Raw genomic sequence first — 11,941 nt, 5'->3', positions numbered from 1 at the left:
GTATCTGGGTGATCGTGGCCGATGGCGAGAAGGCGCTTTTCCTCAGGAACGCCGGTGACAACAAATATCCGAATCTCGAGGTGGTGCAGGAAATGCAGCAGGACAACCCGCCCACCCGCGAGCAAGGCAGTGACAGCCCCGGCCGATACAGTGATGGTCCCTCCGTACACCGCAGCGCAGTCGAGGATACGGACTGGCACCGCATCGGCAAGGAGCGTTTTGCCGATGAAATCGCCGCCCGGCTCTACAAGCTCGCGCATGACGGCGAGTTCAGCGAGATCGTGCTCGTCGCGCCGCCGGTGGTGCTTGGGACAATGCGCAAAAAGCTGCACAAGGAGGTCGGGGACAAGGTGACCGCCGAAATTCCCAAGACATTGACCAACCATGCCATACCGGAAATCGAGGCCTTGCTGCGGGCAGCCTGATCATCGATCGGCCCTGACGAATCGAGACGAATAGCTCCGCACAAATTCCGATCCGGCCGGCAGCTTCTCAGCTGCCGGTCAAATTTTCGCGGCAGCGCCGTCGATTTCACGGCTTTGCGGGTTGCATCGCCGACATACCATCCATCATATTGCAAACAGGCGGCGGCCTTGGGCGGCGCTCATCCAACATCGCTGACTTGAAAGGCGCTCCATAGACAATGCCGCATGACACGCCCCTTATCGCCACCATCGTCGCCGGTCTGGGGCTGGCTTTCGTCTTCGGGGCTCTCGCCAACCGCTTCCGCATTCCGCCCCTGGTCGGTTATCTCATAGCCGGCGTGCTGGTCGGGCCGAACACGCCCGGCTTCGTCGCCGATGCCGGGCTTGCCAACGAACTGGCCGAAATCGGCGTCATCTTGCTGATGTTCGGCGTCGGGCTGCACTTCTCGCTCAAGGATCTGCTGTCGGTGCGTGCCATCGCCGTGCCGGGCGCCATCGTCCAGATCGGCTTTGCCACCGCGCTTGGCGCTGGTCTTGCCTGGATGCTCGGCTGGTCGATGGGCGCGGGGCTGGTGTTCGGCCTGGCGTTGTCGGTCGCCTCGACCGTGGTGCTGCTGCGTGCCCTGCAGGAACGGCGGATGATCGAGACCGAGCGCGGCCGCATCGCCGTCGGCTGGCTGATCGTCGAGGATCTGGCCATGGTGCTGGCGCTGGTGCTGCTGCCGGCGCTCGCTGGCGTGCTCGGCGGCCAGGAGCAGGCCGACGCCCATGCCAGCGGCCTGCTGTCGCTGCCGGCCAGCTACGGCATCTGGGGCGTCGTCGGCATCACACTGGCCAAGGTCACCGCTTTCGTCATCGTCATGCTGGTGGTCGGCCGCCGGGTCATTCCCTGGATCCTGCACTATGTCGCCCATACCGGCTCGCGCGAACTGTTCCGGCTGGCGGTTCTGGCCATCGCGCTCGGCGTCGCCTTCGGTGCGGCCAAACTGTTCGGTGTCTCGCTGGCGCTGGGCGCCTTCTTCGCCGGCATGATCATGAGCGAATCCGAACTCAGCCACCGCGCGGCGGAAGAATCGCTGCCGCTGCGCGATGCCTTCTCCGTGCTGTTCTTCGTCTCGGTCGGCATGCTGTTCGACCCGTTCAGCCTGATCAGCAATGGTTGGCCGATCCTGGCGACGCTCGCCATCATCGTCATCGGCAAATCACTGGCCGCGTTCGCCATCGTTGTTGCCTTCGGCTATCCCATCGCCACGGCGCTGATAATCTCGGCAAGCCTCGCCCAGATCGGCGAGTTCTCCTTCATCCTGGCTGAACTCGGCGTCGGGCTGAAGCTGCTGCCGGAACAGGGCCGCGACCTCATTCTGGCCGGTGCGATCCTGTCGATTGTCCTCAACCCGCTGATGTTCCTGGCCATCGACTGGATGAAGCCGTGGCTGGAACGGCGCGCCGCCAGGACGGCACCACCGGTCGAGGCAAAACCGGTTGGTCCGGCGACGGAGCCGGGCCAGGTGGCCTCTGTCGCGGCAGCGGCGAAAAAGGAGGACGGGCCGCCGCCAAAGACGGCACTCACCGGCCATGCCATCCTGATCGGCTACGGCCGTGTCGGTGGCCTGGTCGGCTCGGCCCTGAAAGGCGCGGCAATGCCCTTCCTGGTCATCGAGGACGCCGACAAGACGCTGGCGAAGCTGAAAGCGGACAGCGTCGAGACCGTCGCCGGCAATGCGGCCAATGCCGAAGTGTTCGCCGCCGCCAATCCCGAGGGCGCCAGCCGGCTGATCCTTGCGATCCCCAATGCCTTCGAAGCCGGCCAGATCGTGCTCCGCGCCCGCGCCGCCAATCCCGCTATCAACGTCATCGCCCGTGCCCATTCCGATGCCGAGGTCGAACATCTCAAGGGTTTGGGCGCCGATACGGTGATCATGGGCGAGCGCGAGATTGCGCGCGGGATTGTGGAAGAAGTTCTCGGTTCCAAACCGGGGTTGAGGCGCGAAACCGCCGAGCCGTCGGTGGCCTGAGTCCCAAAGCCCAAGCTGCACTCTCGCACGCTGGCAACGTGATCGGCTCGACCACCCTTTCAAGCGAGCATCACGCCACGAATGCAGAGCCGCCATTTTGCGCGATACCGCTGAGGTATTTGGCCGGCGGCTTCCCAAGCGCCTTCTTGAACATGGTGATGAAGGCCGTAACGGAACCATAGCCGAGATCGCCCGAGACCTGCTGGACACTCTTGCCGGAAGCCAGTTCCCGAATTGCAACGATCAAGTGCAATTGCTGGCGCCAGCGCCCGAAACTCAGCCCCGTCTCCTTTGCCACAAGGCGGGCGAGGCTGCTCTCGCTGAGCGCGATGCGGTTGGCCCATTCCGCCAGTGTGCTGCGGTCGGCAGGGTCTTGCGCCAACGCTTCGGCGATCCTGTTCAAGCGTGGGTCGGACGAGATCGGCAGGTGCAATTGCTGGACAGGCATGCGTGGCAATTCGGTGAGCAGCATCTTGGTCAAGAGTTCGCCCCTCGCCCCGTCATCCTCCACCCGATCGGAAAGCTCGATGATCAATTCGCGCAGCAGGGGCGAGATTGAAAGCGTGCAGCACCGCTCCGGCAGATCGGCGGCTCCCGGCTCTATGTAGACGAAGAAAATCCGGGCGTTGGCGGTTGCGACATTGCTGTGCTCCATGCCGCCGGGGATCCACACCCCGCAATGCGGCGGCACCATCCATAGACCGCTTGGAACGCGGCATGTGACGCCGCCGCCGAGTGCGAAGACGAGTTGGCCTTTGCGGTGCCGATGGGCGGGGACTTCCGCTCTGGTGTCGGGGATGTCGACGCGCACGGCAATCGCCGGCGCGGCAGGGTCATCCACATCGAGATCGAGCCAGGGGTAGCTGAGGGGTTGTCTCATGGTTGACTGTTATTAGCGATTAAACGCCATGATAGCTAAATTCTTTAACAGCGAAAGTCGATAAGCTCCGGCTCGTACTCAGCTTGCCGTGCTTTCCACAGCAAGCTGGCACCGACAAGCCAGCAACAAGGTATGCCATGCTCGCCCTGGTCATCTCTCCCGAAAGCGCGACCGGGTTGAGGCTCGCCGACATCGCCGAGCCTCAACCGGCTTCGAACGAAGCGCTTGTCTCTGTCCACGCAACTTCGTTGAACCGGGGCGAACTGCGCCTGCTTGCCATACGCCCCGAGGGCTGGACACCCGGCCAGGACATCGCGGGGATTGTCGAACGAAGAGCAGCCGATGGTTCCGGGCCAGCCGTCGGCGCCCGGGTTGTTGCTTTGGTCGACGAGGCCGGTTGGGCCGAACGCATCGCAGTCCCAATCGACCGTCTCGCCGTCCTGCCGGATGACGTCAGTTTCGTTTCCGCAGCCACGCTTCCTGTCGCCGGTACGACGGCACTAAGGACTCTACGCCATGGCGGCGACCTCGCCGGCCAGCAGGTGTTGATCACCGGTGCAAGCGGAGCGGTCGGCCGTTTTCAGATCCAGATCGCCCGCGAGCAAGGCGCCTCGGTGACGGCAATCGCCGCGGCCCGGCACGCCGACGATCTCCGCGGCCTCGGAGCCCGGCAGGTTGTCGAAGCGATCGATCTGGCCGAGGGGCCGTTCTCGCTGATCACCGAGTCGGTCGGCGGCCAAAGCCTCGCACGCGCGATCGAACGTATCGCACCTGGCGGGACCATCGTCATGTTCGGTTCGAGCAGCGGCGAGCTGACGCCCGTCGGATTCCGCCAGTTCATTCCGGATCATGAAGGGGCAAGGCTTCAGACTTTTGCGTACTACACGTCTGGTCCAGGCATTGGCGAGGACATCGCCTCACTGCTCGCTCTGGTCGCAGCCGGCCGGCTCGAAACGCGCGTGGCCTTGACGGCGCCGTGGACAGACGTCGCTCAAGCGCTGGACGCACTGCGCCAGCGCAGCTTCAGCGGCAAGGCTGTTCTCACCATAACAGGATGAGCATCCTGTTTTGTCACACGTGCTGGCCGCCATTGATGTGGATTTCCGAGCCAGTCACATACGACGCCTGCTGCGAGCACAGGAAAAAGATGATGTCGGCGACTTCGGCCGTGGTGCCAAGGCGCCTGAGAGGAATGGTCTCGACGATCTTGTCCGTGCCCGGCGACAGGATCGCGGTATCGATTTCGCCCGGCGCAATCGCGTTGACGCGGATGCCGTGCGGACCGAAATCATGCGCCATCTCGCGCGTCAGCGAGCCGAGTGCCGCCTTCGATGTCGCGTAGGCCGTGCCGGCGAAAGGATGCACGCGGGTTCCGGCGATCGAGGTTACGTTGACGATCGAGCCCTTGGCCGCCGCCAGTTCCTTGAACAGCCCGCGCGCCAGCATGATCGGCGCGAAGAAATTAACCTGGAACACGTCGCGCCAGACATGCATCGGCGTGTCGATCGAATTCATGCGGCTGTTGCCGTCCTTGAGCTTCGGCGAAATGCCGGCATTGTTGACCAGCGCATGCAACTGGCCGCCATGCGCTTCCAGCCGGTGGCGAATTTCGGAGACGGCGATGCCGACATCCTCCTGATCGGCGAGATCGACCTTGATGTGGTCTTCCGGCCCGGCCGGCCACGGGCAGTCCTCGGCGAAAGCCTGCCTGGAGCAGGTGATGACGCGCCAGCCCTCGCGCGAAAAACGCTTGACGGTGGCGTGGCCGATGCCGCGGCTGGCGCCGGTCAGCACGATGGTCTTTCGGGTGTCGAGCTCAGTCATTTCAGGTCTCCAGCCGGCAGATGTAGCCGAACGCCGCCGAGGTGGCGAGAGGCCGAAATGTCACCATTCACCTCAAAGGAGGAACCGGGAAGCCGGCTCGCCGTTGGTCCTTGAATGCGGAAAGGGTGCGGGGTTCTGAATCAATCTATCAGGACAAAGTCATGACACAGACAGCACCCCTCGACATCGCCACCGCCTTCACCAAAGCGTGGACAGGACACGACCTCGAAAAGGCAGCATCCTATGTCGCCGACGACGTCGTTTTTGATGGGCCGATGCAACAGTCGACTGGCAAGGCCCCCTACCTCGAGGGCCTGACCAAACTTTCACAGGATGTGACCGGTGTGCGCATGATCGCGGCCTTCGGAGACGACCACCAGGCGCTGCTAATGTATGACTTGATGACAGAGTCGTCCGGCGCGCTTTCCTGCGCCAAGCACCTCACCATCAGCGACGGCAAAATTCACAGCGACAAACTGACCTTTGACAGCAAGAAGCTGGGCAGCGCCAAACCAAAGGCGAATTAGCAGGTCTACTCAGCCGCCAAGGAGGTCGAGGATCGAGGTCTGCCGCTTCTTGCGCGGGCCGCCAACGTCGCCTGGCGGCACCGGGTGCTTGATCGACGCGGTGGCGCCGTCATCCCCCGGCATGGAAAGGCCATCGGCATCGACGGTTTGGGCGGGACGAGCCGCGCGGACCGGCGCTGGCGCTTGGGCAACCGGCGCTGCTGGCCGCGCCGGTGCCTGCTGACCGACCGACGTGGACGGAACCGGCGCCGTGTTGTTCGCCGAGGGTATCTCGTCGGGGACGATTGTGTCGGCCGGCGTCGACTTCCAGGTGCCGGGCAGCGGCCGCACCGGCACACCCTCGTGGGCCGCAACCATGAACTCGTGCCAGGCCTGCGCCGGCAGTGCGCCGCCGGTGACCTTCTTCATCGGGCTGCCATCATCATTGCCGAACCACACACCGGTGGTGAGATTGGCGGTGTAGCCGACGAACCAGGCGTCGCGCGAATTCTGACTGGTGCCGGTCTTGCCGGCCGATGGCCAGGCGAAAGCCGCTTTCCGGGCAGTGCCGATCTCAACCGTGCCCGTCATCATCGAGTTCATCATGCCGACGATCTCAGGCTTGACGACGCGCGGCGCGCTGCCGCCGCCGCTGTCGTAAAGCACTTTGCCCTCGGTGGTCGTCACGCGCCGGATGAAATGGATGTCGGGCTTGTAGCCGCCATTGGCAAAGGGGACATAGGCCGATGTCAACTCCAGCGGCGTCACTTCCGAAGTGCCGAGCGCGATCGAGGTGTTGGCTGTCAGGTCGGACTGGATGCCCATGCGGTGCGCCGCCTCGACAACCGCGTTCGGCCCAACCTCCATGGTCAGCTGCGCTGCCACCGAGTTCAGAGACTTGGCCAGCGCGGTGGCCAGCGTCACCTTGCCGAAATACTTGCCGCCGTAATTGTCGGGCGTCCAGTTGCCGATCTTGATCGGCGCATCGTTGCGGATGCTGTCGGGCGTGCGGCCGGCTTCAAGAGCGGCCATATAGACGAACGGCTTGAATGCCGAGCCCGGCTGGCGACGTGCCTCCGAAGCACGGTCGAACTGACTGGTCGAATAGTCGTAGCCGCCGACCATGGCGCGCACCGCACCGGAATCGTCGATCGACACCAGGGCGCCCTGGCTGACGTTGAGTTTCTTGCCGCTGTCGTCGATCAGCCTGCGGATCGATTGCTCGGCGAGCTTCTGCAGGTTCAGGTCGACGGTGCTGTCGATGACGATATCGCCGCGTACGTCGCCGATCAGGTCGGGCAGTTCCTCCATGATGGTATCGGCGACGTAATTCTCCGAGCCGGTCCAATAGGAAGGCGCACGCGTTGCCGGCGCGCTCATCGCCGAGGTCAGTTCCTTGGCGCTGATCTTGCCCTCGTCGCGCATGGCGGCAAGCACCAGCTGCGAGCGTTCCTCGGCGGCCTTCGGATCGCGTGCCGGGGACAGCCGCGACGGCGCCTTCAGCAGGCCGGCAAGCAATGCGGCTTCCGACAGGGTGACGTCGCGCGCGCTCTTGCCGAAATAGCGGCGCGAGGCCGCTTCGACGCCATAGGCGCCGGAGCCGAAATAGACCCGGTTCAGGTACATTTCGAGGATCTGGTCCTTGGTGTGCTTGTGCTCCAGCCATAGCGCCAGCAGCACTTCCTGCACCTTGCGCTCCAGCGTGCGGTCGGGTGTCAGGAACAGGTTCTTGGCCAATTGCTGGGTCAGCGTCGAGCCACCCTGCGAGAAATGCCCGCCAAGCACATTGGTGACCATGGCGCGGGAAAGCCCGATCGGGTCGATGCCGAAATGCGAGTAGAAGCGCCGATCTTCGATGGCGATGACGGCTTCCGGGATATAGGGCGACATTTCGTGCAGGCCGACCGCCTCGCCGCCGCTCATGCCGCGATTGGCGAGCAATTGGCCATCTGCCGAGACGATCTTGATGTTGGGGGCGCGGTCGGGAATCGACCAGGTCGTCGCCGCCGGCATCTTGGCGCCGTAGTAGATGACGATGCCGGCCACGGCGATGCCGCCCCAGATGGCGAGCACGAAGCACCAGTAGAACAGCCGGCCGAGCACGCCGAACAGGCCGCGCCGGCTTCTGCCGCGCTTGACCCGCGACGATTTCCCTTTGGCCGGCTTGCGTTTTGCGGAGGCTTTGCGATTGCTCGGCACGACGCGATCCTCCTCGTTCACCGAAAGACCCGCCGAGGACCGCGCCTGCGGCGGCCCCTCGAAACTGGGTTCGATGCGACTGTCTCTGCGGTTCGCCATGCGCTGTGCTTGATGTCCCCGATGCCTATGGCGTTCGGGTTGAAGAGTAGATGCGGCGATTTAAGGGCGGGTTAAGTCGTGTTCGAATGCCGGCCTTGGGGTTGGGCAGCCAAAAAGGCCAGCGTCTGCTCTTTGCAGGTTACTGACACCACGCTGTTCGCTGTCTCGTTCAGATGGGCTCGAACTTCACATCCGGCTGGTCGGGACCGCCGGCTTGCCGCAACAGCGCGACAATGTGTTCGCCCCTGTCAACCGGCTGTCGCCTCCAGTTCGAGGCGTTCGTGACGTGCAGCCAGCCATCGACCATCATGAAAAAATCCTCGGATTGATCATGTCCGGCGCCGAAGCGAAGCGATTTGTTTTCAGCGGATCGAATCAGCGCCGGATCGATCGACCTGTAGAGCACAGGCCAGTTGCCGCCGCCGGAATCCATATGAAACTTGTAGCTCGGGGCGAAATCCAGCCGTCGCCGCAACAGGCTTCCGTCGAAAAAACAGAAGCCGGGCCACAGGAACCAGCCGCCTGGCGTCGGCGTGTCGCGCCGCACGCTGCCGTAGAGGCTTTTGCCCTCCATCCGGGCGCGGATCGAAAACGGTTCAGTCGGAAAGATGTCATGATCGATGAAGCCGAACAGCTTCGGCCCGAACCTGGGCAAGAAATTCCGCACGATCCAGTTGAGCGCTTGACCGTGCGATCTGCTGACGACCAGTCTGTTCTTCGGCAATGCGACATAGGGGACATGCTGGCGACGGCAGAGATCGCGGATTGCTTTCCTTGCCTCGCCCTTGTTGCTGTTGTCGAAAACGATGTAGCTTTCGTGCTCGGCCAGGTATCGGCGTACCAGGTGGATCTGCCATTCGATCATTTCGGGCCGGTTGAAGGCCACGGTGGCGACGACCGCATCGCGGAATACCTGCTCTTGCCCCTGCAATTCGCTGACCGGTGCGGATGTCCTCAGAAAGCGAAACACCCGCCAACGATAGCGCAGCAGCGCCTCGCGCCTTGGCGGCCTGTTCAGCCTCTCCCATTCCGCCACGGTGATTCCAGGCTGATCGACGTCTTCCGGGGCGTCAGAAGCAACCATGTCGCGCCCCCGCATAGCTTAGTTCTGCTGGATCGAAATGCCCTTGTCGTCGATCTTGAGCTCGACGCCCTTGGGTTTGGTCTGCTCGCGATAGACATAGATGCCGAGCGCGATGACCACGACGACGAGCGCGCCGATGACGAGATAGAGCGTATTCTGTTTCATGGCGCGCTCTTTGCGTTGTCGAGCCTCAGGCTCGTTTCAGAACCTTGACCAGCACCAGCAGGATGATGGCGCCGATCGTGGCATGGATGATCGCGGCGAGAGTGCCGCCGCCGATGGAAAAGCCGATCCGCGGAAACAGCCAGCCGGCGATGAACGCACCGACGATGCCCACGATGATGTTGCCGATCAGGCCGAAGCCGAAGCCGGAAACGATGAGACCGGCGAGCCAGCCGGCGATGGCACCGATGATGATGAAGACGAGCAGGCTTTCGACACCCATAGCGATTTCCTCCGAGCAAGAGGGCGACCGCGGACCGGAAAGCCCCGAATCGGCCTCGATATCAACGGCTTCAGGCTATTCGAAAGCAGCCGGCCTCACCAGCGGCGCGCTCATTGATCGTCGTCGTCGCTTGCGGCAGGGCGCCAGCTGGTCGGCTCGACCTTCTTTTGCGTGTGACTGTCGATATAGACCCACCAGCCGTCGTCGCGATATTGCGCGATGGATTCGTTGATGACGCCGTCGCTGTCCTTCCAGGTCACGGAGACCTTGGAGCCGTCTGTCGGCGCGGTCGCAATCGGCTTTCTGTCCGCCATGTCATTATCCCCAATTGCACCGACAAACTGAGCCGACAGAACGCGACGGCCTGTATCCGGTTCCAAACGGTCACCGGCCCGCGGAGCGCGCCCACGGCCCTCAGCTATGGGCGAAGATATCCTCTTCGTCCCAGCCCATCAGGTCAAGCTTGGCACGCGTCGGCAGGAAGCGGAAGCAGGCATCGGCCTCCTTGGTCCGCCCATCGCGCGCCAGCCGTCCGGCCAGCACATCGCGCAACCGGTGCAGATAGAGCACGTCGGAAGCCGCATATTCGAGCTGTTCGGGCGACAGCGTCTCGGCCGCCCAGTCCGACGATTGCTGCGCCTTGGACAGCCCGACGCCGAGAAGCTCGAAGCAGATGTCCTTGAGCCCGTGGCGGTCGGTATAGGTGCGGGTCAGCCGCGAGGCGATCTTGGTGCAGAACACCGGCTCCGGCATGACGCCGAACGCATTGTAGAGAACGGCAAGATCGAAGCGGCCGTAGTGGAACAGCTTGGTTACGCCGCGGTTCCTCAGCAGGCTGACGAGGTTCGGCGCCTTCTTCTGGCCGGGCGCGATCTGGATGACGTCGGCGCTGCCGTCGCCAGGCGAAATCTGCACCACGCACAGCCGGTCGCGATGCGGATTGAGCCCGAGCGTTTCGGTGTCGATGGCCACTGCCCCGACATTGTAGTGCGAGAGGTCGGGCAGGTCGTTTTTATGGAAACGGATATCGGCCATTATCTTCTCCGGTCGAGCCCTATAGTGTCCCCTGACCCGCAGGGGATGCTGCAGCGCTTTATCTTGTGGCCCGTCCTCGCCGCGATCGGCTGAAAAATCAACAGGAAAACAGGGGTGCCGCTGCTCAGCGCGTCAAGGCATCGAGAATCCGCGCCCAGGAGCGCTGGCCCTTGTGGAAGGAGCTGAGCTCGTATTTCTCGTTGGGCGAGTGGATGCGGTCGTCGTCGAGGCCGAACCCGACCAGCAGCGATTCCATGCCGAGATAGGTCTGGAAATCGCCGACAACCGGAATGGAGCCGCCGCTGCCCGTCGTTACCGCCGGCTTCGGCCATTCGTCGGACAGCGCATTCTTGGCCTTGGCCAGGAAGGGCGAGTCGTAGGAAAGCTGGATTGCCGGCGAGCCGCCATGCGGATGGAATTCGACGGAACAGTCGGCCGGAATGCGCTCCTTGACGAACTTCTGGAACGCGGCCCGGATTTTTTTCGGGTCCTGCTTGTGGACGAGGCGAAACGAGACCTTCGCCGAGGCTTCGGCCGCGATCACCGTCTTGAAGCCCTTGCCGGTATAGCCGCCGATGATGCCGTTGAATTCGGCCGTCGGCCGCGCCCAGGTCAATTCCAGCACGGAGCGGCCCTTTTCGCCCGACGGGATCGACAGGCCGACCGGTCCCAGGAACGTCTCGGCAGTCTCGCCGAGCGTCTCCCATGATTTCAGGATCTGCGACGGCGTTTCCTCGACGCCATCATAGAAGCCGGGAATGGTGATGTGGCCGTCCTTGTCGTGGATATCGGCCAGCACCCTGGCCAGGATGCGGATCGGGTTGGCGGCGGCACCACCATAGAGGCCCGAATGCAGGTCGCGGTCGGCGGCCTTCACCGTGATCTCCTCACCCACCAGCCCGCGCAATCCGACGCAGATCGACGGCGTGTCGCGATCCCACATGCCGGTATCGCAGACCAGCGCGAAATCGGCCTTGAGTTCGCCGGCATTGGCCTCGAGGAACGGCTTCAGCGAAGGCGAACCGGATTCCTCCTCGCCCTCGAACAGGATGGTGATGCGGCAAGGCAGATTGCCATGCACCTGTTTCCAGGCGCGGCAAGCCTCGACGAAGGTCATCAACTGGCCCTTGTCGTCGGCCGACCCCCGACCGACGATCACCTTGTGGTCCGGCCCGACCTCCTTGACAGCAGGCGCGAACGGATCGCTTTCCCACAATTCGATCGGGTCGACCGGCTGAACGTCATAATGGCCGTAAAACAGCACATGCGGCGAACCGGCCGGGCCGTCATGGTGCGCAACCACCATCGGGTGGCCGGGCGTGTCGCGAACGCTGGCGTCGAAGCCGATCAGCTCGAGTTCGGCCACCAGCCATTCCGCCGCCTTGCGGCAGTCGGCGGCATAGGCTGGATCGGTGGAGATGGACTTGAT

13 protein-coding genes are annotated in these 11,941 nt (G+C 63.4%); 4 read left to right on the top strand and 9 right to left on the bottom strand.

What is annotated here, in order from left to right; translation table 11 throughout:
- Positions 1 to 2 precede the first annotated feature (2 nt).
- Positions 3 to 425: a host attachment family protein gene (locus EN991_RS07955; protein WP_245460917.1), complete on the top strand. Its 423-nt coding sequence runs from the start codon at positions 3 to 5 to the stop codon at positions 423 to 425.
- A gap of 218 nt (positions 426 to 643) precedes the next feature.
- The gene (gene ybaL, locus EN991_RS07950; RefSeq protein WP_127368522.1) at positions 644 to 2,440 is read left to right on the top strand and encodes a YbaL family putative K(+) efflux transporter; all 1,797 of its coding nucleotides are present in this window, start codon (positions 644 to 646) and stop codon (positions 2,438 to 2,440) included.
- Positions 2,441 to 2,510: 70 nt separating this feature from the next.
- On the opposite strand, the gene EN991_RS07945 is transcribed toward ybaL, so the two are convergent.
- Positions 2,511 to 3,320: a helix-turn-helix transcriptional regulator gene (locus tag EN991_RS07945; RefSeq protein WP_127368521.1), complete on the bottom strand. Its 810-nt coding sequence runs from the start codon at positions 3,318 to 3,320 to the stop codon at positions 2,511 to 2,513.
- A gap of 137 nt (positions 3,321 to 3,457) precedes the next feature.
- On the opposite strand from EN991_RS07945, the gene EN991_RS07940 reads away from it, so the two are divergent.
- Positions 3,458 to 4,378 (top strand): zinc-binding dehydrogenase, encoded by a 921-nt coding sequence (locus EN991_RS07940; RefSeq protein ID WP_127368520.1) that lies wholly within the window; start codon positions 3,458 to 3,460, stop codon positions 4,376 to 4,378.
- A 13-nt stretch (positions 4,379 to 4,391) separates the two neighbouring features.
- Here EN991_RS07940 and EN991_RS07935 read toward each other — a convergent pair whose 3' ends face one another.
- Complete coding sequence (locus EN991_RS07935) at positions 4,392 to 5,144, bottom strand: SDR family oxidoreductase (protein ID WP_013529556.1); 753 nt, start codon at positions 5,142 to 5,144, stop codon at positions 4,392 to 4,394.
- Between the two features lie 161 nt (positions 5,145 to 5,305).
- Between EN991_RS07935 and EN991_RS07930 the strand changes: the two genes are divergently transcribed.
- Entirely contained in the window at positions 5,306 to 5,671 is a 366-nt protein-coding gene (locus EN991_RS07930; RefSeq protein ID WP_027161316.1) for a nuclear transport factor 2 family protein, read from the top strand.
- Positions 5,672 to 5,680: 9 nt separating this feature from the next.
- Here the strand turns inward: EN991_RS07930 and EN991_RS07925 are convergent, their stop codons facing one another.
- From EN991_RS07925 to EN991_RS07895, 7 genes are all read right to left on the bottom strand, one after another.
- Positions 5,681 to 7,948 (bottom strand): transglycosylase domain-containing protein, encoded by a 2,268-nt coding sequence (locus EN991_RS07925; protein WP_127368519.1) that lies wholly within the window; start codon positions 7,946 to 7,948, stop codon positions 5,681 to 5,683.
- Between the two features lie 169 nt (positions 7,949 to 8,117).
- Positions 8,118 to 9,032 carry a hypothetical protein gene (locus tag EN991_RS07920; RefSeq protein ID WP_127368518.1) on the bottom strand — a complete coding sequence of 305 codons (915 nt, stop codon included), beginning with the start codon at positions 9,030 to 9,032 and terminating at the stop codon, positions 8,118 to 8,120.
- Positions 9,033 to 9,050: 18 nt separating this feature from the next.
- Complete coding sequence (locus tag EN991_RS07915; protein ID WP_013529552.1) at positions 9,051 to 9,197, bottom strand: hypothetical protein; 147 nt, start codon at positions 9,195 to 9,197, stop codon at positions 9,051 to 9,053.
- 25 nt (positions 9,198 to 9,222) lie between these two features.
- A complete protein-coding gene (locus EN991_RS07910; RefSeq protein WP_013529551.1) occupies positions 9,223 to 9,477 on the bottom strand; it encodes a GlsB/YeaQ/YmgE family stress response membrane protein in 255 nt (84 codons plus the stop codon).
- Positions 9,478 to 9,587: 110 nt separating this feature from the next.
- Positions 9,588 to 9,791: a hypothetical protein gene (locus tag EN991_RS07905; RefSeq protein ID WP_013529550.1), complete on the bottom strand. Its 204-nt coding sequence runs from the start codon at positions 9,789 to 9,791 to the stop codon at positions 9,588 to 9,590.
- 100 nt (positions 9,792 to 9,891) lie between these two features.
- Complete coding sequence (locus EN991_RS07900; RefSeq protein WP_013529549.1) at positions 9,892 to 10,512, bottom strand: ribonuclease D; 621 nt, start codon at positions 10,510 to 10,512, stop codon at positions 9,892 to 9,894.
- A 124-nt stretch (positions 10,513 to 10,636) separates the two neighbouring features.
- On the bottom strand, positions 10,637 to 11,941 hold a 1,305-nt coding region (locus EN991_RS07895; RefSeq protein ID WP_127368517.1), incomplete at its 5' end, for a M20/M25/M40 family metallo-hydrolase.

Source organism: Mesorhizobium sp. M7A.F.Ca.US.005.03.2.1 (assembly GCF_003997795.1).
Taxonomy (GTDB): Bacteria; Pseudomonadota; Alphaproteobacteria; order Rhizobiales; family Rhizobiaceae; genus Mesorhizobium; species Mesorhizobium ciceri.
The sequence above is the reverse complement of the archived record's forward strand: the minus strand, read 5'-3'. Positions and strand labels throughout refer to the sequence as shown.

Excerpts from the sequence above, each read along its gene's own strand:
- ybaL (WP_127368522.1), top strand. The coding sequence starts at position 644 with ATGCCGCATGACACGCCCCTTATCGCCACCATCGTCGCCGGTCTGGGG.
- EN991_RS07930 (WP_027161316.1), top strand. The coding sequence starts at position 5,306 with ATGACACAGACAGCACCCCTCGACATCGCCACCGCCTTCACCAAAGCG.
- EN991_RS07935 (WP_013529556.1), bottom strand. The coding sequence starts at position 5,144 with ATGACTGAGCTCGACACCCGAAAGACCATCGTGCTGACCGGCGCCAGC.
- EN991_RS07920 (WP_127368518.1), bottom strand. The coding sequence starts at position 9,032 with ATGGTTGCTTCTGACGCCCCGGAAGACGTCGATCAGCCTGGAATCACC.
- EN991_RS07945 (WP_127368521.1), bottom strand. The coding sequence starts at position 3,320 with ATGAGACAACCCCTCAGCTACCCCTGGCTCGATCTCGATGTGGATGAC.
- EN991_RS07900 (WP_013529549.1), bottom strand. The coding sequence starts at position 10,512 with ATGGCCGATATCCGTTTCCATAAAAACGACCTGCCCGACCTCTCGCAC.
- EN991_RS07940 (WP_127368520.1), top strand. The coding sequence starts at position 3,458 with ATGCTCGCCCTGGTCATCTCTCCCGAAAGCGCGACCGGGTTGAGGCTC.
- EN991_RS07925 (WP_127368519.1), bottom strand. The coding sequence starts at position 7,948 with ATGGCGAACCGCAGAGACAGTCGCATCGAACCCAGTTTCGAGGGGCCG.
- EN991_RS07915 (WP_013529552.1), bottom strand. The coding sequence starts at position 9,197 with ATGAAACAGAATACGCTCTATCTCGTCATCGGCGCGCTCGTCGTCGTG.
- EN991_RS07910 (WP_013529551.1), bottom strand. The coding sequence starts at position 9,477 with ATGGGTGTCGAAAGCCTGCTCGTCTTCATCATCATCGGTGCCATCGCC.
- EN991_RS07905 (WP_013529550.1), bottom strand. The coding sequence starts at position 9,791 with ATGGCGGACAGAAAGCCGATTGCGACCGCGCCGACAGACGGCTCCAAG.